This window comes from Paenibacillus assamensis DSM 18201, assembly GCF_000422445.1.
Classification (GTDB): Bacteria; Bacillota; Bacilli; order Paenibacillales; family Paenibacillaceae; genus Paenibacillus_B; species Paenibacillus_B assamensis.
Genome location: NZ_AULU01000019.1, coordinates 14,379 through 39,681, shown reverse-complemented (window position 1 = coordinate 39,681; position 25,303 = coordinate 14,379). Strand labels below are relative to the sequence as shown.

The 25,303-nt window shown below is 43.5% G+C and carries 20 protein-coding genes and 1 riboswitch; of the genes, 12 read left to right on the top strand and 8 right to left on the bottom strand.

What is annotated here, in order from left to right; translation table 11 throughout:
* Positions 1–181 precede the first annotated feature (181 nt).
* From argS to H580_RS0111725, 3 genes are all read right to left on the bottom strand, one after another.
* Entirely contained in the window at positions 182–1,861 is a 1,680-nt protein-coding gene (gene argS / locus H580_RS0111735; RefSeq protein WP_028594957.1) for an arginine--tRNA ligase, read from the bottom strand.
* A gap of 2 nt (positions 1,862–1,863) precedes the next feature.
* The gene (locus H580_RS0111730; protein ID WP_051217426.1) at positions 1,864–2,436 is read right to left on the bottom strand and encodes a YwiB family protein; all 573 of its coding nucleotides are present in this window, start codon (positions 2,434–2,436) and stop codon (positions 1,864–1,866) included.
* Between the two features lie 133 nt (positions 2,437–2,569).
* Positions 2,570–3,136, bottom strand: coding sequence for a tubby C-terminal domain-like protein (locus H580_RS0111725; RefSeq protein ID WP_157282864.1), 567 nt, complete (start codon positions 3,134–3,136; stop codon positions 2,570–2,572).
* Positions 3,137–3,423: 287 nt separating this feature from the next.
* Between H580_RS0111725 and H580_RS0111720 the strand changes: the two genes are divergently transcribed.
* From H580_RS0111720 to H580_RS0111705, 4 genes are all read left to right on the top strand, one after another.
* Positions 3,424–4,653, top strand: a complete 1,230-nt coding sequence (locus tag H580_RS0111720) for a copper amine oxidase N-terminal domain-containing protein (protein WP_028594954.1) — start codon at positions 3,424–3,426, stop codon at positions 4,651–4,653.
* Positions 4,654–4,655: 2 nt separating this feature from the next.
* The gene (locus H580_RS0111715) at positions 4,656–5,804 is read left to right on the top strand and encodes a S41 family peptidase (RefSeq protein ID WP_028594953.1); all 1,149 of its coding nucleotides are present in this window, start codon (positions 4,656–4,658) and stop codon (positions 5,802–5,804) included.
* Positions 5,805–6,053: 249 nt separating this feature from the next.
* Entirely contained in the window at positions 6,054–6,461 is a 408-nt protein-coding gene (locus tag H580_RS0111710; RefSeq protein WP_028594952.1) for a hypothetical protein, read from the top strand.
* A 76-nt stretch (positions 6,462–6,537) separates the two neighbouring features.
* On the top strand, positions 6,538–6,948 hold the full coding sequence (locus H580_RS0111705) for a hypothetical protein (protein WP_028594951.1): 411 nt from the start codon (positions 6,538–6,540) through the stop codon (positions 6,946–6,948).
* A gap of 105 nt (positions 6,949–7,053) precedes the next feature.
* On the opposite strand, the gene speB is transcribed toward H580_RS0111705, so the two are convergent.
* Positions 7,054–7,923 carry an agmatinase gene (speB, locus tag H580_RS0111700; RefSeq protein ID WP_028594950.1) on the bottom strand — a complete coding sequence of 290 codons (870 nt, stop codon included), beginning with the start codon at positions 7,921–7,923 and terminating at the stop codon, positions 7,054–7,056.
* 25 nt (positions 7,924–7,948) lie between these two features.
* Positions 7,949–8,776, bottom strand: coding sequence for a polyamine aminopropyltransferase (gene speE, locus H580_RS0111695; RefSeq protein WP_028594949.1), 828 nt, complete (start codon positions 8,774–8,776; stop codon positions 7,949–7,951).
* A gap of 667 nt (positions 8,777–9,443) precedes the next feature.
* Between speE and H580_RS0111690 the strand changes: the two genes are divergently transcribed.
* Complete coding sequence (locus H580_RS0111690) at positions 9,444–11,504, top strand: transglycosylase domain-containing protein (RefSeq protein WP_028594948.1); 2,061 nt, start codon at positions 9,444–9,446, stop codon at positions 11,502–11,504.
* A 101-nt stretch (positions 11,505–11,605) separates the two neighbouring features.
* On the opposite strand, the gene H580_RS0111685 is transcribed toward H580_RS0111690, so the two are convergent.
* The gene (locus H580_RS0111685) at positions 11,606–13,852 is read right to left on the bottom strand and encodes an MMPL family transporter (RefSeq protein WP_028594947.1); all 2,247 of its coding nucleotides are present in this window, start codon (positions 13,850–13,852) and stop codon (positions 11,606–11,608) included.
* A 397-nt stretch (positions 13,853–14,249) separates the two neighbouring features.
* Here H580_RS0111685 and H580_RS0111680 point away from each other — a divergent pair, with 397 nt between their 5' ends.
* Positions 14,250–14,870 carry a TetR/AcrR family transcriptional regulator gene (locus H580_RS0111680; protein WP_028594946.1) on the top strand — a complete coding sequence of 207 codons (621 nt, stop codon included), beginning with the start codon at positions 14,250–14,252 and terminating at the stop codon, positions 14,868–14,870.
* Between the two features lie 364 nt (positions 14,871–15,234).
* Here H580_RS0111680 and H580_RS0111675 read toward each other — a convergent pair whose 3' ends face one another.
* Positions 15,235–15,738, bottom strand: coding sequence for a YwhD family protein (locus H580_RS0111675; protein WP_028594945.1), 504 nt, complete (start codon positions 15,736–15,738; stop codon positions 15,235–15,237).
* A 155-nt stretch (positions 15,739–15,893) separates the two neighbouring features.
* On the opposite strand from H580_RS0111675, the gene H580_RS0111670 reads away from it, so the two are divergent.
* From H580_RS0111670 to H580_RS0111655, 4 genes are all read left to right on the top strand, one after another.
* Complete coding sequence (locus H580_RS0111670; protein WP_028594944.1) at positions 15,894–17,858, top strand: M1 family metallopeptidase; 1,965 nt, start codon at positions 15,894–15,896, stop codon at positions 17,856–17,858.
* Between the two features lie 7 nt (positions 17,859–17,865).
* Complete coding sequence (locus H580_RS0111665; protein ID WP_245583551.1) at positions 17,866–18,699, top strand: carbamoyl transferase; 834 nt, start codon at positions 17,866–17,868, stop codon at positions 18,697–18,699.
* 240 nt (positions 18,700–18,939) lie between these two features.
* A riboswitch (cyclic di-AMP (ydaO/yuaA leader) is annotated at positions 18,940–19,084 on the top strand.
* Positions 19,085–19,087: 3 nt separating this feature from the next.
* Positions 19,088–19,552 (top strand): C40 family peptidase, encoded by a 465-nt coding sequence (locus H580_RS0111660; RefSeq protein WP_028594942.1) that lies wholly within the window; start codon positions 19,088–19,090, stop codon positions 19,550–19,552.
* A 111-nt stretch (positions 19,553–19,663) separates the two neighbouring features.
* On the top strand, positions 19,664–21,022 hold the full coding sequence (locus tag H580_RS0111655; protein ID WP_028594941.1) for a cryptochrome/photolyase family protein: 1,359 nt from the start codon (positions 19,664–19,666) through the stop codon (positions 21,020–21,022).
* A gap of 134 nt (positions 21,023–21,156) precedes the next feature.
* On the opposite strand, the gene H580_RS0111650 is transcribed toward H580_RS0111655, so the two are convergent.
* Entirely contained in the window at positions 21,157–21,387 is a 231-nt protein-coding gene (locus tag H580_RS0111650) for a hypothetical protein (RefSeq protein ID WP_028594940.1), read from the bottom strand.
* Positions 21,388–22,107: 720 nt separating this feature from the next.
* Between H580_RS0111650 and H580_RS0111640 the strand changes: the two genes are divergently transcribed.
* Complete coding sequence (locus H580_RS0111640) at positions 22,108–23,448, top strand: lytic polysaccharide monooxygenase (protein WP_028594939.1); 1,341 nt, start codon at positions 22,108–22,110, stop codon at positions 23,446–23,448.
* A gap of 235 nt (positions 23,449–23,683) precedes the next feature.
* Entirely contained in the window at positions 23,684–25,252 is a 1,569-nt protein-coding gene (locus H580_RS0111635; protein WP_028594938.1) for a class I adenylate-forming enzyme family protein, read from the top strand.
* The last annotated feature ends 51 nt before the right edge of the window (positions 25,253–25,303 follow it).

Here is a 25,303-nt window from a genome sequence, read left to right as displayed (position 1 = left end):
TACGTTCTGTGACTTCATTATACAAGAACAGGGCAATTGCGAGGAGGTTAAACTACAGGAGATATATGACAGAGAATATATAGGCCGAAAATAAGGAATAAAAAACGGTACCACCACTAAGGTGATACCGTCCGTTCCATCATGCTATAGAAGGACTAGCCCGACGCTAGAATTTTTAAAATTACATACGATCTGGAGCGGATACGCCCACAAGACGAAGGACGTTTGCAATTACTGTGCGAACTGCACCTAGAAGTGCCAAGCGAGCTTGTGTTTGCTCTGCATCTTCCGTAATAACACGCTCTGCCTTGTAATAGCTGTGCAGCATAGATGCAAGCTCATACACATAGCGGATTAAGCGATGCGGTGCATAGTCGCGTGCTGCAACTTCGATTTCCGCTTGAAGTTCACCCATTTTACGCAGCAAGTCAAGTTCATGCTCAGCTGTCAATGTGCCGAGGTTCACTTCGTTCAATGGCTTCAGAGCAACACCTTGCTCTTCTGCTTGACGGTAGATGCTGCAAATACGTGCATGCGCATACTGAACGTAGAAGACAGGGTTTTCGTTGGATTTGGAAATCGCCAAATCCATATCGAAATCAAGATGAGAATCTGTCGAACGCATGGTGAAGAAGTAGCGAATTGCGTCTACGCCAACTTCGTCCATCAAGTCTTCCATCGTCACGGCTTTACCCGTACGCTTAGACATCTTCACTTTCTCACCGTCTTGGAACAAGCTTACCATCTGCGCTACAAGTACGATCAGCTTATCTGGGTCATTGCCAAGCGCCTCCATCGCTGCTTTCATACGAGGAATATAACCATGGTGATCAGCACCCCAGATGTTCATGACACGATCGAAGCCACGAGCATATTTATCACGGTGGTATGCAATGTCTGGCGTCAAGTACGTGTAAGTACCGTCATTTTTAATCAATACACGGTCTTTATCATCGCCGTACTCTGTCGTACGCAGCCATGTAGCGCCGCCTTCTTCAAACACTTTTCCACGTGCTTTGAGCTCATCCAACGCTTGCGTGATTACGCCGCTCTCGTACAGGGAAGTCTCGCTGAACCATACGTCAAAGCCAACTTTGAAACGAGCCAAGTCACGCTTAATTTTATCTAACTCTTTCTTCAAGCCGAACTCACGGAAGAACTTCGTGCGCTCTTCTTCTGACAACTGGAGCAGACGATCGCCTTCTTGCTCAACTAACTCTTGAGCAAAACCTTTAATATCTTCACCATGATAACCGTCCGCAGGCATCTCTGCATCAAGGCCAAGTGCCTGTTTGTAGCGGCATTCAAGAGAAAGCACCAAGTTCACCACTTGATTACCAGCATCATTAATATAGTACTCACGTGTTACTTCATAACCCGCAAAGTCTAGTACGTTACAAATTGCATCACCAACGGCTGCACCACGAGCATGGCCTAAGTGAAGGCTTCCTGTTGGGTTCGCACTAACGAACTCCATTTGAATACGTTGTCCTGCACCAGCTGTAATACGACCGTAGTTGTCGCCTTGCTCTGCTACTTCTTTAACTACATCGTACAAGTAGCTCTTGTTCATACGGAAGTTAATGAAGCCTGGGCCTGCAATTTCCGCACTCTCAATGGAAGCTGAAGCATTATCCAAGTTCTCGATAATCGCCTCTGCGATCTGACGAGGATTGCGCTTCGCAATACGAGTAAGCTGCATAGCTACGTTTGTCGCCAAGTCACCGTGTGTTTTGTCTTTTGGAACTTCTATCACAAATGCAGGCATTTCCTCACGTGTTACGATACCTGCTTTCAAAATTGATTCTTCAATAGCCTTTATAACCCCTTGATTAATCCGTTCAATAACTCCAGTGCTCATATTCATTGCTCCCTCTCTGATGTGCTCGACCAATCCAATGTCAATGCCAAAGCAAATTGGCCGACGCAGTCTTCTTCTATATATAAGTCGTATGCCCATGCGACATACTCTGGTAATTGCGCAATAACTCCATTCTGTTCAATAGCACGATCACGGCGTGTCCACTGCTTTGTATTTGTAACGAGTGGAAATCGTAATGCTGCCGAGCGATAGTAGCCATTCAAACGCATGTTGGGTGCAAAAGACATTTCCGATTCCACATCCCCGCGTCGAGTCAGCTTCCATTCATCCGCACTGAGCTTTAGCATCACATTGGTGACCGGTGCTGCTTGGACCTGGTCTTCTGCCGTTCCAGCTGAGCTACTTCGTCGCTTAACCGCCTGGGAACGATCCCCTTCAGCAGCCAAGATCGGCTCCTCATATCTAATGTAGATATGATTGCCCTTGCAGTATACGTCCGCATCCACAGTATGCTCAACTTGTTCCTTATTCTGCACACTCTTAATTGTAAGATGGGTGCGATATTTATTCGCTGCCGCCGGATTCCCGTTCGACAAGTGCACCTTGTCTGCCATCGTGTAACTCCCATTTCCTTAAATAATCTGATTCCATCAATTATCCGGGAAACGACTGCAATTTGCAACCTTTTGGGGGCTTTTGCAGTCCATTTCTGCCACACTTCCTTTGACGCTCGAAAATGGAAGTGCTCTAGGTTCGAAGTGAATACAGATAATACACACAAACTATCGTCCATACATCTATTTCTTCCGAATGATTTTTTACTGTAATCGTCATAGGAGGAAGCATGTTATCGTATGTAATTTCTGCATGGAGTGTATTCGACTCGTCTCGTAAGCGCATAGTCCGATCGCCTATATCTTTTGTGAAGAGATAATTCTTTTCTTTATACTGTAGTTCATAGCGGATATGTGTCTTTATCTTCGTCTTATCTGAAATACGATTATTTTCACCATCTGCACGCTCTATTTTCCATTCGCCGCCAATTATTTTTGTAAATGGAGTAATATCTACAACGTTAATAAGAGAATCTCCATCCGCATAAAACGCTTTAAGATTCACTTCGTATTCATCTATAAAGTGATCAACAACACGCATCCATTTATTTTTATAATATCTCTGCATCGACCCTATTCTTTTATGATTCTCATCGAAAATTTCTATTTCTTTTGTACTTTTTTTGTAAAAATGAGGTTTATATGTATATAAAGCCATTTTCTCTTCACCTCTTTCAAAATATAAATTGCTGATATTCATACGTATTACCTGACAATCTTAGGCAGGTTCCAAACAATTTTTCTGTTTACATCCAGAAGTATTTAAGTCCAATATTTCAGGTGAAATTTTTATATTTAATAGATTCTTAACCTATTTCATCCTATTTCCTGATACAATATGTTGGTAAATTAAACCTTTGTTTTTAAAAAGTTTCATACTGCACTTATTACAAAGAATGACTCTATTTCATTGTCATAAAATGAAACTAGTGTTCTGGGATATTTTTTATGAGTATATGTGCATATATTTTAACCGGAGGGAACAGCATGTTCAACGTCAGCATGAAGAAAACCGTTATTGCTTCTACACTAGCACTAACCATCGCTACTGGAAGCCTAACAGCAAGTGCAGCACCTAGCATCATCATTAACTACGATCAATCCACAACTAGTCAAGTCAATCCAATTGTTAAAGATGGAGTTTCCTTAGTTGAAGTTCGCCCGCTCTTGCAGCAGCTCGGGTACAAACTCAAATGGAACAAAAACAATAAAAGCCTTACCGCAAGCAATGGTTCACAAACCATCGTATTCCAAGCGAATACAGCGAAAGTGAAGCAATATAAAGGAAATGCAGAGACCAACCATAACATGCTTGCATCTGCCGAGCTAGTGAAGGGACAGCTCTATGTCCCACTGCGCTCTGTAAGCGATATTATTGGACTTGAATTAAAGGTAGACGGCACTAAACATACATATACCCTGCATGATTCACAAGCTGCGGCACTAGAAGAAAGACGACTCGAAGAAACGAAAGACTTCTTTGCCAAATTAGCTGCATATGAAAATAGTGGTGATAGAACTGGTTACCTGAACATGTTCGACAAACAATCTCACTTCTATAAGCTAATGGAGAAGAACCTGAGTCAATATAGCCACAAGCTTATAAAAACGAGCTATGAAGATGTATTGGTAGCAGATGTGAACGAAAATGGGGTTTCCGTAAGCGCAACTGTCGTGTCCAGCGTTTATAGCGGTGACCAAGCAACTGCATCTATGACCATGCCTACTTCCTTCTTATTAAAGTTAGATAAGAGTGAGGAATCGCTAGAGAGTATTATTTCCATGACACCAAATTCCATATCCTATCAACTGAAAGATGGCTGGGAGAAAACGAAAACAACATTACCTGAAGCTGATCAGCAAGCGTTCAAAGATATAGCCAACCTCGTGATTGAATCTATTAACACGGAGAACTGGGAGAAACTGAACAGCCTATTCACAGCGGATAATTATCTTGTGAAAATGATGCTGTCCAGCAAGTTTAAAACGTTGTTTGCACAAGTTGATATGAAAGCAGAGCTCAAACAGCAAGTTGTGCTTGCCGCAGACGACAAACATGCCTTTTTCGCAACCGTTGAGAAATATACGATGTTGAATCAGACGGATACACCGCCGATGGAATCAACAATGCTCTATTCGTTGGAACGAGGAGAAGATGGCACATGGAAAGTCTCTTCAATCGATGAAATCTCAACTACAGTAATAGGCGGTGAATGATAATGAACCTTCAACTTCGTTCTATGCGTACAATCGTTAGCTTTTTCCTGACATTTGCGTTACTAACTAGTGTATTCGTTATCGTGCCTAATCAGGCATATGCAAATACAGAAACGGTTGCAACAACTTCTCTAGAAGTTAAAAAAGAAGCAGCAGGGCTTATTGAAGAGCATTACGGCATTACATTTTCAGAAGAACAAATAAAGAACAGTACGATGCAAGAATTAACGGCTACTCTTAATGATCCATTTTCTCGCCATATTACGGCTAAAGAATGGGAGCAAATGAACAACTGGTCTGAGAGTGAAGAAATGGCTCATATCGGGATCACATTTGCCAAGCTGCAAGGCCAATATCGAATCGTTACGGTGACTCCAGGATCACCTGCTGAGCAAGCAGGCCTTAAGCAAGGAGATGCTATCGTTTCCATTGATGGTGCAGCTGTTAAAAATCAAACAAAACAAGATATTTTCTCTGTTCTATTTGGTAAAAAAGATACATCGGTCAAAATGGTTGTACAACGCGGAAAAGCTAAGATGACGAAGTCAGTTAAACGCGCCGTTCTCCCTATGGCTGCTGTAGAAGGCCAAATGTTGGACAAACGCACAGGCTATATTCGCATTTACACATTTATGGACCAAATGGTATATGAGCAATTCGAAGCACAATGGAATGCACTGCGCAAACAAGGGATGAAATCTGTCATTCTCGATCTTCGCTACAATACAGGCGGGCTGATGGAAGAAACGAGACAAGTTGCCTCCTTACTGCGTGACAAAGGCGTGTTCACTTATTACAAGAGCCCAGCAGGATTAGTATCTACTTCTACCCTTAATAAAGGCAAGAAGCCAGACTACACGATGACGGTGCTAGTAAATGAGTATACAGCAAGCTCTTCAGAAGCCCTTACAGGCTTCCTACAAGGTTATAAGCTGGCAACTGTCGTAGGTACCAAAACATACGGCAAAGGTGTTATGCAAATGCCTTATGAGCTGAGCGACGGCTCTTACTTGATGCTGACGACGCAAGAGTTTTTTGCACCGGACATGACAAAGATTCAACAAAAGGGGCTTCAGCCGAATGCGATTTCGAACGAGAAAAAAGCGGAGCTGAACCGTATACTCGTTAATTCCGGGCTTATGAACATATAAAGAGAAAATAGCCCTGTACTTCTACGCGTCACCTAATGAAGAATTTATAACTAGAAATGAGCGTCCAGCATTCCTCTTCCAAGATGGATGCTGGACGCTTCTATTTATTTTTTGCTCTATTTATATCCTGTTAGTGCCTTCTCTGCCGACACCTGTCTTTGAAAATCATGCAAATATATCAGACTATCAGTACAATCCCTTACTATTTTCTTGCATTTACTATAAGCAGATAAATAAGGAGGGAATCCAATGAAATATAAAGTCAATATGAAAGTTGTCAGACCAAGAAGTTCGGTACGAGGTCTTAACACGGTTAGAAGCGCCAATACAACAAAACAGGTTGCTAGAGTAAGAGCAAGCAATCCAGATGATATTCAAGATTTGAATGGCGGAAATCTATATCGACTCGTATACAATCGTATCCTCGCGCCTGGCGTATTTCATGAATTCCTCTTTGACGGAAGACAAGTGGACAACAACAGAGTTTATAGACCTGTCAGCGGGGGTTGGTGGATTGAAGATAATAATGTTGATCTTCCAACTTGTACTACTAACTACTCCGCTTCCCAATTCCAATGGAATACGGTCCTTTATAATCCAAGTACGGAGTCTAGAGAAGCCCGGTTTGTCATCATCGCAAGAAGAACTCAAAATTAAATGGAGCAGACCACTTTCACTTTACTTTCCTATGTTTTTTCTTATGCGACAAACAAAATAAACGGAGGGGTAAAATATGAAAGTTAGATTCAACACGAAGGTGATTAAACCAAGAGGCTCGGCAAAAACATTAAAAACAGCTAGATCTGCTAATACAGCAGTAAATATTCCTGACAACGCTAAGAAACAAAAAGTCACTGTTGCACCTAACGATGCAAAAACAACTCAGGATTTAGGTCAGGGATTTTATCGATTTACCTTTTTTTATGACCTTGATCCGGGCTCTTTCTTCACGTTCTACTTCAGAGGAAGGGAATATAACAATTATAAACCAATCAGTGGAGGATGGTGGGCTGTAAATAACTTAGCAGACCTCGTCATATGCAATTCCAACTATGCTGTTGATGACTATGACTGGGTCACGGTTCTTTACAATCCTACCGACTATACACGTCAAGCTGCATTCGTCATTACGGCTAAGCAATAGAAGAAACTTTCCGGATGTGGAGTGATACTGATTACAGCGAAAAACCACCCTTCTTCTACGCAAACCAAGCGCATAGTCAGAAGGGTGGTTATTCATCAGATCATGCTATTTTACAAATCCCAGTAGCATCTCACGAATGAGTTTGCTCGCTGCAATCTGCGTTTGCTCCGTTGGATCATAGATCGGTGCTACTTCAACCAAGTCGCAGCCCACGATGTTCGCTTCAGAACCAGCAATCAAATGAATCGCTTCAAGCAATTCCTTCGTTGTAATGCCGCCAATTTCCGCCGTACCTGTACCAGGTGCGCAGCTAGGATCCAATACGTCGATGTCGATCGTTACATATACCGGACGGCCAGCAAGCTCAGGAAGTACTTTGCGCAAAGGCTCAGCTACTTCATAAGGATAGAAATTGATGTTCTCACGAGCATACGCCCACTCCTCACGGGAGCCAGAGCGAATGCCGAACTGATAAATATTTTTGCTGCCGATCAACTTCGCTGCTTTAAGCAGTGGTGTTGAGTGCGATAACGGCTCGCCTTCGTAGTCTTCACGCAAGTCAGCATGCGCGTCGATATGAATAATCGCGAGATCTGGGTACTTCTTAAATACTTCTTGAATAACCGGCCACGAAACAAGATGTTCGCCACCAAGTCCAACTGGGAACTTGTTGTCTTTCATTAAACCCGCTACATATTCTTGAATAACATCCAAGCTGCGTGCTGCGTTACCGAAAGGCAATAGCAAGTCGCCTGCATCGAAGTAGGTTACTTCTTCCAAGCTCTTATCGAGATAAGGGCTGTATTCTTCTAAGCCAACAGATGCTTCACGAATGCGGCCAGGGCCGAATCGGGAACCAGGACGGAATGATACCGTGTAGTCCATCGGCATACCATAGATAACTGCCTTGGATTCCTCATAGTTGTCAGAGCTTAGAATAAATACGTTGCCTGAATATTTTTGATCTAATCTCATCGTCTTCTTCTCCTTTGCGCTCCGCTTACTTCGTCAAATCTTCAACGAACTTCGGCAAGCAGAATGCTGCATGGTGAAGGCGTGAGGAGTAGTATTTTGTTGGCATTTCAGGGATTGCAGCTGCATCCACTTCAAGTGGATCATGCGTCTTGCTACCCATTGTGAACGTCCACAAACCGCTTGGGTAAGTTGGAATGTTCGCACCATACACACGTACGATCGGGAAGATTTCCTTCACGTCACGGTTAACTTGTTGAATCAAGTCTGCTTTGAACCAAGGGTTGTCCGTTTGTGCAACAAACAGGCCATCTTCTTTCAAAGCTTCGTAGATGCCTTGGTAGAAACCACGCTCAAAGAGCGGTGCTGCAGGGCCTACAGGCTCTGTTGAGTCTACCATGATTACATCATACTCGTTTTTGCTGTTCAAAATGTGCATGTAGCCATCGTTTACGATGACTTCTACACGAGGGTTGTCCAACTCGCCAGCGATTTCTGGCAAGTACTGTTTGGAGTACTCAATGACTTTGCCATCAATCTCAACAAGTACAGCTTTCTCTACAGAAGGGTGCTTCAAAATTTCGCGAATAACGCCACCGTCTCCGCCGCCTACAACAAGAACTTTTTTCGGATTCGGATGCGTCACAAGCGCAGGATGAGCAACCATTTCATGATATACAAACTCGTCTTTCACTGTCGTCATAACCATGCCGTCCAGTACGAGCATTCTGCCGAATTCTTCGGTCTCCACCATCGCTAAATGTTGGAATGGCGTCTGTTCATCTACATAAGTCTCGCGAACCTTTGCCGTAATGCCGAATGCCGGCGTTTGCTTCTCCGTAAACCACAATTCCATAACAATCAACCTTCTTTCTTTTGGTGATGGTATCGTTGGTCCCAGTTAGAAATGCTCGTAATGGTTCAGGTGTAACATTCGTAACACTTCATCTCCAATTTGCACCAAACAAAAGATATTATATAGAATCCCCCCCAAAAATCAACCTATTTATATCATCGATAGAAAAATGAACAAGCTTACACTCTGATTAAACTGTAGTAAAATGGAAAATAGGCTTGCAGCAATTAAATTCATTATTCGCGTAGCACTCTTATTTCTATTCAAAAAAGGGGATCGAACAGCGATGAAAATGTACCAACGATTACTAACATCTATGATTGTGTGCTTACTATTATTTTTCAGCTTCACTAAAGGCAGTCCTCATCGCAAAGCCACTTGTTAAGCAAATACTAGGCATCGATATTTCTAGCTATAAGCCTGTTTTCAATACAGAGACCCATCAATTACGTCTATATAAGAAAAAAAGTGCAGTCATTGGTATCGATTTCGATGAATTCAATAGAGTTAACGGAATTTATTTTGTTAACTAGTCAAAGGGATTGCCTAGACAATCTATTTTGAGTGCAAATCACGCTGCAATGAATATCCTTAATGTTCCTTTTCCATACTGATTACTAAGATCAGTTGCGGCATCGTTGTCGCATCAGGAAAAGAGGAACTCGAAATGGCCGTCACACCTCAACGCAAAATCAAAAATCGCTGGCTCCGATGGTTGTTGACCGGCTTTATCACTCTATTCGTACTCGGCCTAGGCACGACAGTAACCGTACTAGGCTACTTATATATGACAGACCTGCCTCCTTCGCAAATTCAGCAAGATTCTGAGCTGTTAGACCGAGAAGGTAAGCCTGTCGCTATGCTCACATCAGGATCGATGCAGCGACAATCCGTCAAGATTGATCAAATTTCAACGTATGTCATCGATGGAACCATTGCGACTGAAGACCGTGGCTTCTATAATCACTGGGGAATAGATGCCCGAGGCATCGCTAGAGCGACCCTTGTTAACTTAGAGCACATGTCCAAGCGACAAGGGGCAAGCACACTCACACAACAGTTAGCGCGCAATCTATATTTGTCGCATGAACGAACATGGAAGCGCAAGCTGAAAGAGGCGTTGCTAGCCTTACAGTTGGAAATGAAATATAACAAAGACGAGATTTTAGCGTTGTACTTAAATAACGTTTACTATGGGCACGGCTCTTACGGAATTGAGGCTGCCTCACAAATGTACTTCGGCAAGTCAGCTCATAAGCTGTCACTTGCTGAAAGTGCGATGCTTGTTGGCATCCCGCGCGGGCCTTCTTATTATTCACCTTGGTTAAATATGAAAAATGCAAAAGATCGGCAGCAAGTTATCCTTCGCGGCATGGTTGAGCTTGGTCAAATTACAGAGATACAGGCAAAACAAGCCTATGACGAAGTGCTTACGTTTCGTTCACGCAACGATCGTTCTGAGCTGCTGGTTGCCCCCTATTTTCGTGACTATGTGAAAAAAGAGCTGAGTGCATTAGGGATTTCTGAGGCAACACTCGCCACAGGAGGCCTTCGTATCTATACGACGCTGGATCGCCAGGCCCAAGCAGCTGCCGAAGCCGCAATAGCCAAGCATATCCCTGAGGAAGGCGAATTGCAGGCAGCCATGGTCTCCATTGACCCTCGCTCAGGTGATGTGAAAGCGATGATTGGGGGCAAAGACTATCGCACCAATCAATACAATCGCGTATTTGCGGAGACAAGGCAGCCTGGCTCATCGTTTAAGCCGATCGTCTATCTAGCCGCACTTGAAAAGAAAGCTATAACATCAGCTACGCGCTTCGTGAGCCAACCGACTTCATTTACCTATGACGAAGGCCGCAAAGTGTACAAGCCTAATAACTATGGCGATAAATATTATGGCGATATTATGCTTCGACAAGCCATAGCAGCATCCGATAATATATATGCCGTTAATACGCTAATGCAGGTTGGAGCTGAGCAAGTCGTCCATATGGCGGAAAGATTAGGCATTCATAATGGGCTTAAGCCACTTCCCTCGTTAGCACTAGGCACGTTTCCTGTTAGTCCTTTTCAAATGGCAACCGCCTATGCTGTACTTAGCAATGAGGGACGACAAGTAACCCCGCGCACCGTGCTAGCGGTAACCGATGCGGGTGGACGTTTATTGTATGAAGCGCCTGCACCCGTGGAGAAGCAAGTTGTCCTCCCCGAGGAGGCATATATCCTTACTAACCTGATGGAGAGTGTATTTGAGGCAGGAGGAACGGGCAATCGGGTGTCTACCCTTATTAAACGACCTGTAGCCGGCAAAACAGGAACTACCGATTCTGATTCCTGGATCGTTGGTTATACGCCTGAGCTGGCCACTGCCGTTTGGGTAGGCTATGACAAAGGGAAAAAAATCAATCAGACAGACGCCCGTCGCTCCGCGCCGATATTTGCCCAATTCACGGAAAAAGCACTAGCTAATGTACCACCGAAGCTGTTCCCTGTACCAGATAACATTGTAAGTACCTATATTGATCCGAATACCGGGAAGCTTGCTGGCGAAGGCTGTTCCGCCAAACAACTTGAAACCTTTGTTCGTGGTACAGAACCTAAAGAAATATGCAATGAGCACGATCAACAACAAGTTCGCAAGTCTAAGTCAGAGACTGTATTACCTGAAGCCGAGGGCAAGAAGAAATCGTGGTGGCAGCATTTTAAACGCTGGTGGTCGGAGTAAAATTTAAAATAAATGAAATGAAAGCCCTGAAGATGCTTCGTCTTCAGGGCTTTCATTGGTTCATCATTATGGTCGAATCACTATTTATAACATTTTGCCAACTAAGATTCTTCCATGGTAGTAGAGCTATTTAATTGCCCACTATTAACTTTCCGATGTAATCCCGGCCAAAAAGCAGCACGTCCTAGTACAGCCGTAATTGCTGGCACTAATAGCGGACGAACAATAAATGTATCAAGCAGCACACCTAGCGCAGTAACCGTACCAAACTGCACCAGCACTTGTATCGGTAATGAGGCCAATACTGCAAATGTGCCCGCTAATATGATTCCAGCCGAAGTGATGACCGAACTCGTCTCACTCACACCTTCACGAATAGCTTGCTTAAGCGGTAAGTACCGACTCTTCTGCCAAATACGAGAGACCATAAAGATGTTGTAGTCCTCACCTAAGGCAACTAGAAAGACGAAGGCATAGAGCGGTATTGCACCTTGTATCGCCTCAACACCGAATCCGTAATGGAAAATGATCCACCCAAGGCCAAGTGCAGAGAAATACGACAATACTACCGTAGCAATTAAATAAATGGTTGCGACAATAGAGCGCAAATACACGAGCAGCAGTAAGGAAATAAGACCAATAACAACTGGAATAATAAGCTGCGTATCTCGTTGACCTATCACCTTCGTATCATACTGTGCAGCAGTTTGACCGCCTATCCATACCTTTTGCTCGACTTCCGATAATCCTGCCTGCTGAAGCGATTGTTCCACAGCTGAACGAATAGCAGGGATATACTCCATTGCCTCTATGGAGTAAGGGTTTATATTTAACTCAATATTGTGAGCGATAATCTCTTTGTTTTCTTTTCCCACCTGAGGTTCGGACACATTAGATACAAACGGCAGGGCACTCAAATTTTCTTCCACAGAAGTTGGCTTGCCATTTGAATCATAGATGACTTGAACGGGGGCCAGCTTACCAACGGCAAATTGCTCTCCGATTACGGTAAACCCTTCTCTGGATTCCATGTTGGACGGAAAGGAAGACAACAGATCATACGTATACTTGATTTGTGGTGAGAAGCTTGCAAGACCACCTAGCAAAAGCAGCGTCGCCACAATAACACTCCAAGGTCTACTCACGACCAGTCTCCCTACACGACTGTCTGAAGGGTTAGCCTGCTTCTTCTGAACGCGTCCTGTCTTACCAGTACGTTTCGCTCTTTCTTCCTGCATCTGTGGCGTGCGAGGAATGAATGGGAAGAAGGAAACTCTTCCTAGAATAGCAAGCATAGCAGGAACTAACGTTAAACTAGCTATCCCCATAATAAATATTGAAATACTGAATGGCACCGCAAAACGCTGATAAGGTCCATATTCAGCAAGCAGCAGGGCAAATAGTGCAAGCACAACCGTAAGGCCGCTCATTGCAATGGCACCAGCCGAACCACGGAAAGCAGAGACTAAGGCGCGAACTTTATTAGCTTCTACCGTCAACATTTGACGATAATGCGAAATTAGGAATAAGCAGTAATCCGTACCTGCTCCAAACAAAAGCACCGTCATAATGGAAATGGCTTGCGCATCCACTGTAATCCAGCCCTGTTGAGCCATATAACCTAGTATTGGACTCGTAACACCAAAGGCGAACCCTACCGCAATTAATGGAATGAGTGCGAGTATCGGCGAGCGATAAATAAGCAGCAATATGACCACAACAAGCAGAACCGTTCCAATAAGCAAAGATACATCTGCATTTTTAAACAATCCTGTAGCATCAATTTGAATACCGACAGGCCCCGTAATACGTGCAGACAGCTTCTCTTTATCATCTAAGCTTACGCTGAATGGATCATCAGCGAACTGATCTGTGACATCCTGCTTTAACTGCGTTATACCCTCTTTCAATTGATCGGGATCTGCCTGTTCATCAAAAATAACTGGGAACACAAGTGTAGAACGATCCTCTGATAACTGCGACATCACTGCAGGAATTGGAAGTTGATGCAAGGGTACAACCCTTTCCATATAAGGCAAAGGACTTTGCTGCCATTGCTTCGTTAATGCTTGCAGCTTTTGAATATCTTCAACCTCAATGCCTCCCTCACGCTTCCATACAATAAGGGCCGGCGATCCATCTTCGCCTGGAAATTGTTTATTCGCCATTTGTTCCGCCTGAACGGACTGAGCCGACTCCGGCAAGTTTGATTCATTATTTTTCTCTTGTGAATTAACATTCGGCCACATGAAACTTAACACAAGCACGACAGCAATCCATACCGCAAGTGTTATCCATCTGCCATACTTTCCAGTAACCCATTTGGTTATTCCACGATAACCTTCCATTTTGCTCCTCCTTTTTATAGTTACACATTAGTTACCATTAGTTACGCCAGTTCCCGACTATGCTGCGGGTGATTTTTACAGCTTGGAAAGGTATACTAGACCGTAACTACTGGCTAATTTCATCTGATGTGTAAAAAGCATTAACTAAGAACTCTAATATTATATATACCCGAAGGTTAATATTTTAACAACTACTTTTTATTAATAGTGCGTGTTCAAAAAGTCAGATTTTCAGCACCGAGAAGGTTGCGAGAACCCGAAGAAGGAGTAGCGGACTTCGAGGGTGAACGTAAGATTTGATGTCGAATTCACTTCCTGTGACACTTCGTGATCAAAAGATGATTTTTTGAACAACCTCTAATAGATGCACGAAACGCAGAAATGGAGTGACCTATTCATGTCGAAACAAAAACGAGTTTCTCGTACCCCTGGCAGACCAAAGCTCAATGAACAAGAAATGCCCATTCAGGCTGTCATTATTCAAACGGCTGCCAGGACATTTATGGAACAAGGATATGAAGCTATATCTTTACAGCAAATTGCTGCTATATGCGGTGTTACGAAAGCGACTATTTACTATTACTACTCGAACAAGGCTGAATTGTTCACTGCTGCTATCGAATATATGCTGACGATTGCACACAAAGCCACTAAATCTCTGTTGGATAGTGAAGAGCACCTGCGCGAGCGATTGGAACGAGTCGCTTATGTTAAGATTGCACAGCCGCACAGCGACTTGGAAACGATGTTAAAAGAGGCAGAGAAACAGTTGTCTGAGGAACACATACAACGAATTCGTTCAGCCGAGCATATGTTGTATGATTTGCTTGCACAACATTTTGAGAAAGCCATGACACAAGGACAACTGCAATCAGGATCGCCTATGCTGCTCGCTCATGCTTTCTCCTCATTGCTCATGATGGGTAATCGCGATAGTGCACGCCAGTTATTCTCATCCCCTGAACAGTTGGCGACATCCATTGTGGATCTATTTTGGCAAGGGGCAATGAAAAAGTAGCGACTAACGTGCATGTAAAACGCTTGTGGTCGGAGTAAACATTACCGGGCGTGAAATTCCGCGAACTTTGTCGAATTTTACCTATTGAACTCGAAAGAAAATTTTGCTAATATTTGTAACGTAGCCTTTAGACATGATTCACCATTGAATTAATGCTTGAGGTTACATTTTTGCGTTGAATTAAATCCCTTCATTAGGTAACAGACGTTTGCCCACCCCGCGACTTTATATTATGGGGTGGGACTTTTTTTGTCTGCTTCCCCCTATAGTACCCTTCTCATCTCACAGCCTCAATCGTAAGTACAAAAAAACAACCCCCATTACCGCAGCACGCTACGGAACAAAGGTTGTTTATTCATAATCATTACGCCTCCAACGCCGACTTAAACTCGTCTGGAGTACGTTCCCACCATTCTGCATTATGCGTTTCAAGCAATTGACGAAGCGCAGCTTTTTCTTCGGCACCAAGCCCGTCAACGATAACACGGCGCTTCATCGCATAATCCATCTTATTTACGTGTTCAGCTAGAATTTTCCATCCACGCTTAGCTTCCGTATCCACCAGCATCTCGCAAGCAGACAATCCTCCGTAAAAAGAGCCTTCAGGTGAACGATCTACCGCAACCCACACAATCCAGCATTGACGACCGTTAGGCACGTCTTCCTTATTCATGGAGAATTTAATGCCACGCTCTACTTTACTTTTTGCGTGCATCGCACCCATATCGATGTAAGCTCGGCCCTCATCGATAATGACTGGAGATACACTATTCAGATCGATGCTGCCTGCACCGAATCCTTTATGCTTATCATTGCTGCTTACAACATTGAATGCAAGCTGCTTCTTAGCTTTCTTTTCTTGTTCCATTGTCTATTACTCCTTCCTCGTATGCACATGCTCTCTCCTTATTGTCTAGATCGCAGCATACAACCGGATCACAATCATTTTTTATTTTAGCTAATAATCGGGTAAAAGCCAACATATACATGCGGTAGATGCTTGTCAACGGGAGGTACGAATTAATGACCCGAGTTCACGCTTATCGCTCCACCTTATATGCTATCGTGTTGATGACAACGGGATTCTGCTTGCTACTATGGCTGCTGCCTAATGAACTAGTCCCATCTGTCGGACCTGAAGCAATCGAACAGATTACGAGGAAAGAGGGGAACACTGTCACCCCGCCACCTCCGATCGATACTCCGCGCTCAGAGCGAGTTGCCGAGTATCATATTGACGTGAAGTTGGACGAGGCGTCCAAGACCCTACGAGGCCTACAGGCAGTAACTTGGAGCAATCCAGGGCGCAAGACCGTAAATGAGCTGTATTTTCACCTCTATCCGAATGCCTTTGAATCCGCAGATACCACCTTTATGAAAGAGTCGGGAGGAAAGCTTCGCGGAGATAAAATGCCTACAAACGGCTACGGTAATATGCGGCTCACCGCGATTCAGACGGAAGATGGATTGCCCCTTATGAATCGACTGGAATACGTTCAGCCAGACGATGGCAATGCGAAAGACCGAACGGTGATGAAACTACGCCTACCCCAACCGGTTAAAGCTGGTGAGAGCATTACATTAAAGATGAAGTATGAAGTTAAACTGCCTAGCATATTCGCACGTATGGGCGCCACTGACAACTTTGTTATGGCAGGACAATGGTTCCCAAAGTTGGCAGCCTATGAAAAGGCAGGTACAAGAGGACGCAATACGGATGGATGGAATGTGCATCAATACCATGGCAACTCCGAGTTTTACTCGAATTATGGGATTTTCAATGTCCGAATTCAAGTTCCCGAAACTTATATCGTCGCAGCAACTGGATTTCCCACAAAAACGCCTATGACCACCAATAGTAACAAGGTGTATCACTTTTATGCCGATGATGTACATGATTTCGCGTGGGCAGCGTCCCCTAATTTCATCTATGTAGAAGAACCTTTCTCATCCAAAAATGTACCTGGTGTGCGTATTAAGCTTTATTTGGACCCGAAGCATAAAGCGTTAAAAGAACGATATATGTATGCAGCCAAAGCCGCATTAAACCAATTTAGTCAATGGTATGGAGAGTATCCGTACTCCACTTTATCTATTGTTGTGCCGCCACTTGAGGCAAACGGTGCAGGCGGCATGGAATATCCAACACTGGTGACGACATTTGGAGCAGGAGACGATAGCCCTGGCTATGACCTAGAACGAACGGTTGTACATGAAATTGGCCATCAGTATTTCTACGGCCTGCTCGCTTCCAACGAATTTGAGGAAGCTTGGTTGGATGAAGGCTTTACATCTTACGCAGAAGATAAGCTTATGGAATCGGAATTTGGGATTACTCCGAATTTCATGGTGGAGTCTAGTTACATTACTTCCCCTGCCCCATTAAAGCAGTCGGCTTGGCAGTATCATAATCAAGAGCACTATGCAGAAAATGTTTACGTGAGAGCAAAGCTTGTACTAGTAGCCTTGGAGCGCCAAGTAGGCGAAAAGACAATGAAACGGATTTTAAAAACCTACACCGAGAAATACCGCTTTAAACACCCCACGACTGCCGACTTTCAACGTGTAGTTGAGTCGGTTACTAAACAGAACTGGTCTTCCTTTTTTAATCAATATGTGTACGATCGGCAGATGGCTGACTTTGCAGTAGAATCCATTGAACTAAACAAAACCGGCAATCAGTATGAATCAATCGTGCATATTACGAAACGTGGGGCCGACTATCCCGAGGTGCCCATTGTATTCCGATTCGAAGATGGGAGTACAACGAGAAAAATATGGTCCGGTGAAGGAGACCGCATACAATACAAGCTGACCCATTCCTCACCGCTCTCTTGGGTATTTGTCGATCCTCTGCATACAATTGTGCTGGACAATAAGCAAATTAATAACTTCATGAAAGCGTCTGTTACAGAGCCAGTACGCACTCGTGTCGATTGGACAGCAATGAAATGGATCGAAATGATGAGTAAGCTGTTAGGATGGTGATCAGTAGATGACGATCAAACCTCATATTCGTGCGGGCTGGGATTGGGTCAAAGAGCATCTATACATCTGGATTATTCTATTTATTTATCAGCTGTTATGGGGATTCTTCTTATACCGCTTCATTGATCATATCGTCGTTCCGTTGCTGCAGCGCTATCCTGAGCCTGCGCCAACAGAATTAAGCCGTGCCTTATTCCATATCGAGGCGCACTTTCAATTGACCAAAACAACAGAATACGCACCTTATTTATGGACACTTGTCGGATTTGTTGCGCTTCGGATGCTGTTTACTCCACTCATTCATGCAGGATTGCTATACAGCATGTCTTATTCTCAACGTAATAGTAAAGGACTTGCATTCTTTCGCGGTATGAAAACACTATGGAAATCGATGAGCTTACTATATATATTCGAAATGATTATTGTTCTTCTCCCTGCCTATTGGATCGTACCCAAATTAACGGTCCTTCTACAAAGTGCTATGAGTGCAACTGAACTATTACAAAATGCAGCACCATTACTCGTTCTGTGGCTTGTTGGCGGCTGGATTGTGCATCACTTGTTCTTATTTATGCAATTTGGAAAGGCCAGTGAACAAACGATAGGGTCAGCCTTGGTTACTGGTGTGCGTGGCCTCCTGCCTATTCTCGGAATATCTTTATTATTCCTTGTTATAGGTTTTCTCGGAAGTGCACTTGTAACAGCGGCTGCTATGTTTTGGACAGGAATGACCGCACTTTTATTACAGCAGGCTTATCCAGCCATAAGGACTTTGTTACAAATATGGAGTCTTTCTAGTCGGTTTGATGTGTGGCAAAAGATCGACAACAGGCCGTTTTAAAACAGATTGCATGCGTAAAATCGAGATATAGTGAGTAAATAAACAAAAAAGAATGAAGTAAACGCTTGCTTGAGCCTAAACAATGGGTTTAAGCAAGTTTTTTTGCGTTTTTGGACATAAGCAGTTTGTAAAATCGGAAAATGTCTGTTAAAATAAACCTTAGATTTATTACAAGTTTGTCATGAACGACGATGAAATTCTTGCAAAATTGTAATTACGTGTGACGGAAAGAAAGATGTCCTATTATGAACGCCGAATTCCCGAGACATCCGGGAAGCGGGGGAACCAAGTTTTTGGGTGAATTGATCTCGGATTGCACAGGGATCATAGGGAGACCTTCAACCGAACCCTACAGCTAACCTCGCAGGCACGGAAGGGGAACCTATAGTTGAAGAAGAAATTAATCACAGCCGCACTAGCGACAAGCCTATTGCTTTCATTTGGAGCAGGAAGTGCATTCGCAGCAACATCTATGGATAGCGCAATCGACAAAGTAATCGGAGTAGATTACAAATATGGTGGTACAACGACAAGCGGCTTTGATTGCTCAGGATTCACTGGTTACATATTCAACAAACTAGGCTTGGATTTGTCTCGTACATCTGGCTCTCAGTTTGAAGAAGGTACTAAAGTTTCTAAAGACGAGCTTCGTCCTGGAGATCTCGTATTCTTCAACACTAGCGGCAAAGGTGTTTCCCACGTTGGTATCTATGTAGGCGACGGCAAGTTTGCTCACTCTGCTACGAATAAGGGTGTTACAATCGACAAGCTTAGCATGAACTACTACGAAGAGCGTTACTTGGGTGCTCGTCGCGTAATGAGCGACACACAATACGAGAAACACGCGAAATAGCAATTATTTCATTTATACGAAATACTCGATACCAAGCCCGGTGGGAGGTGGCTAACACATCCTGTCGGGTTTTTTATTATCCTTCACCTACTATTCGAAAGGAGAATTTCCATGTACGTCTGGTTTCATCGACGTGATTTGCGCACGACAGACATGCGATTATTCAATAAGCTTCGCTCATTGCACATGACTGGCATTCATTTGCTCGTTATAGATACTATACTGTTAGATGAACGACGCGCTCGCGAGCACAGCGGTAGACATTTCTTGCAGCAGGTTAGTCGCCTGCAACAAAACTACCAACAAGCCAACCAGCAGCTAGTGATTGTCTACGGCTCACCTGATCAAGTCCTACTCAAGTTAGCCTCCCACTACTCACTGCAAATAGTTGCATTTCATGAGGACTTGACTCCTTATGCCAAGCAGCGTGATCAAAAATTACTCGATACGGCTCGAGCTTGCGGGCTAGAAACAATAACAGATATGGATCATATGCTTATCGATGCTGATTCTTTTGATCATTTCGCCAACCGCGATCAGCCTTACAAAGTATTTACCCCATTTTATAGCAAATGGAAACAGGCTATGCATCTTTTTGCGGAACCACCTATGCTTAGTTCGCTAACTGACCTGGAAACGGTACAAGTTTCCCAAAGTATTGTAGAAGCTTTTGCGCTACCTGTATGGTTGTATGACGCTTTAAAGTCGACATCCCCTTCATTTTCAACAGAAGATCCGCAGAAAAAACTACAGCAATTTTTCGTAGAAAAGCTTCCTGACTACGAACAAGGAAGAGATAGGTATGGATGGAGCTACACGAGCCAAATGAGCGGATATATCAATACAGGGGCTATTTCCATTCGACAAGTATACGAACAAGCGACGCTGAATGGAAGTTCTTATGTAGATAGCTGGATTCGCCAGCTCGCATGGCGCGACTTCTATCTCTATCAAGCATGGCGAAATCCTAATTATTTCTCGTATGAAAAGAACTTGGATTGGTCTGGGTTCAGCACAGATGCTTTCGATTATTGGGCGGAAGCGAGAACGGGAATACCCATCATTGATGCCGCCATGACACAATTAAAAGAAACAGGTGAAATGCCTAATCGTCTTCGGATGGTGACAGCCATGTTCTTAACGAAGCAGTTGCTTTGTCCTTTTTACTATGGGGAAGCTTATTTCAGAGACAAGCTAGCCGACTACGATCATGTACTCAATCGAGGTGGATGGCTGTGGAGCTCTTCGCTAGGCTATGATGCTGCGCCCTATTTCCGCATAATGAACCCGGTACGCCAATCAGAGACCTATGATCCGAGCGGTGCTTATATTCGGCGTTGGCTGCCCCAGCTCGCTCACCTCTCTGACAAAGCGATACATCAGCCACAAACGAATGCCATTGTCGATTTGAAGCAAGCTCGCCTTCGCGCCATTGAGCAATACAGCTTGCTGCTGAAGCAAAATAAATGAAAAAAGCAGGCTTATCGGATTTTTGTCGTCCGATTTAAGCCTGCTTTTCTATGTGATCGTCTACTGTAGTAATGAGGAATTATAGGCACATAAGTTACCTTATATGATTACAAAACCCCTCTTCGACACATTCACTATTTCTCGCTTTTATTACGTTCTGATTCGACATGTTTCTCGTGGAACAAATTGCTTTTTTCCCGCGTCAGCAGCCGCTTATCTGGATTATCGACACGCTTTTGCACTTCCGCCATTTTAATGACAGATGGTGTAGTTGTAGATGGAGCCGCTTGTGCGGATATCGTGGGCGCTAATAACATCATCATTGAAAACGACCATGCCGCCGCGGCACTTGTCGATTTTTTCATTTTCATTTCCACCTTTCCGATTGAAACTTGTTTTTCCTTCATTTATTAAAAAATTCGATTATAGACCGTTTTCTATAACTATTTCCCATACGTTATTAACCAGAACATTAGGTTTGAAGCAGCTTAATAATGATTATGAAAGATAAACCTGAAAATGAAATGAAATACACGTTAACTTTATATAATTGCTGGAGGGGCCTAACATGAAACTGTCCGCTTCCATCTCGTATAAAGCTGAACATCTTTTTCAACCACTGAAGCATGACCCATTGATAACAGGGCTCTATCTCTTTCTTTTCTTACTTAACTTACTTTGAAAATCCGACATATCCTGAAGGCGATAGTTTTCAAGAACTGGATAGAGGAAAGGATCTAAGCCATATTGCTCAATGAACCTACGACCTTGCCTGAATCCATAGAATCAAAATTGGATTCGCGGTGAGATCAGTATTGCTCATTTTTTACAGCATCGATATGATAGAGTTGCTTCTAGTTTCTTGCATATTTACTATTGAAATCGCTTTCTACTAAATCGTAAAGAACGGGGTATAAGCTCTGCTAAGATAAGAGCCTATACATAGTCGTACTGACGGAAGGAGGCGGATATTTTTAAGTTAACAAACAAGCTGGCTGCGCTTTTAAAACGCTAGGGCCAGTGCAAGTACCTGTTCCACAGGTTATGTTCGTCTATGAATGAATATGAAAATGGAGGGATTTATAATGTCTTCTTTACACTTATCAAATCGCAATCCGTTAAAAGTTCTTATCGCTAGCAGCATTACATTCGCACTCCTCTACACCTTGTCCCTCATACTAGCGGATCATGCTTCTGCACACGGTTACGTAACGAACAGCCGTGCAGGACTTTGTGCGAACAACGTAAATGCTAACTGTGGTTTAATTATTTATGAACCATATAGCCTCGAGGGAACTAAAGTATTTCCATCTGGAGGGCCTGCTGATGGGAAAATTGCAAGTGCAGGTGTCGGCATGTTCTCTCAACTGGATCAGCAATCCTCTACTCGATGGTCGAAGGTTAATATAAGCGCAGGCTCCAATACCTTTAACTGGAGTATCAAAGTCCCTCACGCAACAGCAAGCTGGAAATATTACATCACCAAGCAAAATTGGGACCCTAACGCCCCACTTACTCGTGCCTCATTCGACTTAACCCCATTCTGCAGCGTATCTTCCAATGGACAGAAGCCAGGCGGCACTTACTCTGATACTTGTAACGTCCCTAGCCGGACAGGCTATCAAGTCATTCTCGCAGTATGGGAAATTTCTGATACCTTAAACGCTTTCTATAATGTTATTGATGTTAACTTTGGAGGAGGGAGCTCCGACACGTCGGCTCCAACTGTTCCGACAAGTGTGGTTGCAACCAATATTGGTACCACAAGTGCAAAAATCAATTGGAATGCATCCACAGATAATACAGGCGTAGTTGGCTATCGTATCTTCAATGGCTCCAGCCAAATCGCAACTACGAACGGAGCATTGACTACTACTTTGACTGGCTTGACTGCCAATACAACCTACAATATTACGATTAAAGCAATTGATGCTGCTGGCAACGTATCTGGAGCCAGCAACACCGCGACTTTCAAAACCCTTGCTGCAAGCGGTCCAGATACGCAAGCTCCAACTGCTCCTAGCAGTCTTCACGTTATGGGTGCAATCGGCTCCACCACAATACCTCTGATGTGGGATGCATCAACAGATAATATCGGAGTTACAGGATATCAAATATTCCGCGGCACTACGCTGATTACGACCGTTCCAGGAACAGCAATCGAATATCTCGTTACAGGCTTAACGCCAAATACAAGCTATTCCTTTACAGTCAAAGCCATCGATGCTGCTGGAAACGTATCAGCTGCAAGCAACGTGCTTAACGTCACTACCACTCCATCCCCAACTACCTATCCGACATGGAGCGCAACCACTGCTTACGTAGGCGGCAGTAAAGTCACACATAATGGTGCTAACTATGAAGCTAAATGGTGGACACAAGGCGAAACACCTGGCAATGTAGATGTATGGAAAGTAATCCCTTAGCATCGAGACATATGTAATAAATAGGAATGGCCGAAGACACCTAAACAAGGTAGCTTCGGCCATTTTGGCATGTATAAAATGAAATCTATATACACCTAGGTACGAAGCAGCAGCAAAATTTATCCGTAACGCAGTAAAAAGTCATTGCTGTAAACGGATTATGATGATACGTTCTAATTACGCAGCAAGAGTAATGATGATGAATAATCCGGCTATCTTATATAGGGGGAAAAACATGCTGCTCTCGAAAATATTACCCACTGTTGCAAACATGCATCCAACCAACTATGCAATCAAAAGTCAGAACATCACCCTTACTTATGAGCAGTTGCTGCATCATGTCAATTGCGTAGCCTACAGCTTTCATCAACTAGGCTTCAAACCTGGAGATCGAATAGCTTTGCTAGGCCACCCTAGTCCCTATCTCGCTATTGCAGAATGCGCTGCTGTAGTGATAGGTGCTGTTCCATTTACCCTATTCCCCAACTTAGTACCTAATGAAATCAAACAAATACTTCAAAGTGCAGACCCTATCGCTATCGTATACGACTCTCATCATTTACAAGCAGAAGAATATGTCCCTTTACTAAACAGTACTTACGCTATTCCTTTACATGCTAGAGATGGTACACACTCCATAGAAACTTTCATAGCTGCATCTCCATCGTTATCACAATGGTATGAGCCTGATCCAGATGATATAGCACTCATCATTTATACAGGGGGTACAACCAGCCATTCTAAAGGTGTTATGCATTCCCATCGCAGTATAAGTCACTGGTCTTTTATGAATCCTCATAAAGGGGGAGGTCATAATCCTACAAAGAAGTCTATCGTATTGAATCAGGCTCATATAACTGGGCAATTTATGCTTTGGACGACCTTGTATGAAGGTGGTTGTCTTATTTATGCGCAATCTTATCCTTTGCGAGCTGAAGAAGTTATTGATATGATTGAGCGCGAGCAAATAAAAAATCTCGGCACGGTCGGTCTTTTGCTTAGAGATATCGTTACAATGGATGGTATACAAGACCGATGTCTAGATTCCATTGAAGTCATCTCCTGTGGAGGGGCACCCATCAGCGTGGATACCTTACATAAAGCACGTAAAGTTTTTCCTAACGCTCACATTAAAGAAGTGTATTCGCAGACAGAAAGCGGTCAATGCATTAGCTTCTTATCTGTTAACCAGTGCATGATCGATGGTAAGTTAGAGCGTCTCTTATCTGTAGGAAACCCTTCTGATATAACAACTTGGGGCCAACAGCCTTTTGAGATACGTATCGTTGATGAGCTCGGTCGCGACGTCCAATCAGGAACTGTAGGAGAGATTATTTGTAAAGGCGAGCAGATGATGCTGGGTTATTGGAACAATCCCATAGAAACAAAACAGGCTATTCGAAATGGTTGGCTATACACAGGAGACTTAGGAAAATTTGATGAAGATGGCTACTTATATCTCGTTGATCGAAAAAAGGATATGGTCATCGTGAACGGTTCAAATGTTTACTGTTCGGAAGTCGAAGAAGTACTAAGCAGACACCCTTCTATTCGTGAAATTGCTATAATAGGGACTCCACTGCCTGATGAAGGAGAAGAAGTTACGGCTGTCATTACCTTGAATAAAAAATCATGGATTACATTAAGCGAATTACAGCGATACTTCTATCGAAAACTAGCCAACTACAAGGTTCCTACTCGACTAGAAATTATGGACAATCTCCCCAGAACCACGGTAGGAAAGTTGAATAAAGCAGCTATTAGAAGGGAGTACTGGATGGGACGAACAAGAATGATTAACTAATGCTACGATAAGCTCTACCTTTGCCCCAATTACTAGATTAACCGAGTTCAT

Excerpts from the sequence above, each read along its gene's own strand:
- H580_RS0111680 (WP_028594946.1), top strand. The coding sequence starts at position 14,250 with ATGTCGAAACAAAAACGAGTTTCTCGTACCCCTGGCAGACCAAAGCTC.
- speB (WP_028594950.1), bottom strand. The coding sequence starts at position 7,923 with ATGAGATTAGATCAAAAATATTCAGGCAACGTATTTATTCTAAGCTCT.
- H580_RS0111665 (WP_245583551.1), top strand. The coding sequence starts at position 17,866 with ATGACGATCAAACCTCATATTCGTGCGGGCTGGGATTGGGTCAAAGAG.
- H580_RS0111640 (WP_028594939.1), top strand. The coding sequence starts at position 22,108 with ATGTCTTCTTTACACTTATCAAATCGCAATCCGTTAAAAGTTCTTATC.
- H580_RS0111715 (WP_028594953.1), top strand. The coding sequence starts at position 4,656 with ATGAACCTTCAACTTCGTTCTATGCGTACAATCGTTAGCTTTTTCCTG.
- H580_RS0111720 (WP_028594954.1), top strand. The coding sequence starts at position 3,424 with ATGTTCAACGTCAGCATGAAGAAAACCGTTATTGCTTCTACACTAGCA.
- H580_RS0111705 (WP_028594951.1), top strand. The coding sequence starts at position 6,538 with ATGAAAGTTAGATTCAACACGAAGGTGATTAAACCAAGAGGCTCGGCA.
- H580_RS0111635 (WP_028594938.1), top strand. The coding sequence starts at position 23,684 with ATGCTGCTCTCGAAAATATTACCCACTGTTGCAAACATGCATCCAACC.
- H580_RS0111710 (WP_028594952.1), top strand. The coding sequence starts at position 6,054 with ATGAAATATAAAGTCAATATGAAAGTTGTCAGACCAAGAAGTTCGGTA.
- H580_RS0111670 (WP_028594944.1), top strand. The coding sequence starts at position 15,894 with ATGACCCGAGTTCACGCTTATCGCTCCACCTTATATGCTATCGTGTTG.
- H580_RS0111675 (WP_028594945.1), bottom strand. The coding sequence starts at position 15,738 with ATGGAACAAGAAAAGAAAGCTAAGAAGCAGCTTGCATTCAATGTTGTA.
- H580_RS0111690 (WP_028594948.1), top strand. The coding sequence starts at position 9,444 with ATGGCCGTCACACCTCAACGCAAAATCAAAAATCGCTGGCTCCGATGG.
- H580_RS0111655 (WP_028594941.1), top strand. The coding sequence starts at position 19,664 with ATGTACGTCTGGTTTCATCGACGTGATTTGCGCACGACAGACATGCGA.
- argS (WP_028594957.1), bottom strand. The coding sequence starts at position 1,861 with ATGAGCACTGGAGTTATTGAACGGATTAATCAAGGGGTTATAAAGGCT.
- H580_RS0111650 (WP_028594940.1), bottom strand. The coding sequence starts at position 21,387 with ATGAAAAAATCGACAAGTGCCGCGGCGGCATGGTCGTTTTCAATGATG.
- H580_RS0111725 (WP_157282864.1), bottom strand. The coding sequence starts at position 3,136 with ATGAATATCAGCAATTTATATTTTGAAAGAGGTGAAGAGAAAATGGCT.
- speE (WP_028594949.1), bottom strand. The coding sequence starts at position 8,776 with ATGGAATTGTGGTTTACGGAGAAGCAAACGCCGGCATTCGGCATTACG.
- H580_RS0111685 (WP_028594947.1), bottom strand. The coding sequence starts at position 13,852 with ATGGAAGGTTATCGTGGAATAACCAAATGGGTTACTGGAAAGTATGGC.
- H580_RS0111730 (WP_051217426.1), bottom strand. The coding sequence starts at position 2,436 with ATGGCAGACAAGGTGCACTTGTCGAACGGGAATCCGGCGGCAGCGAAT.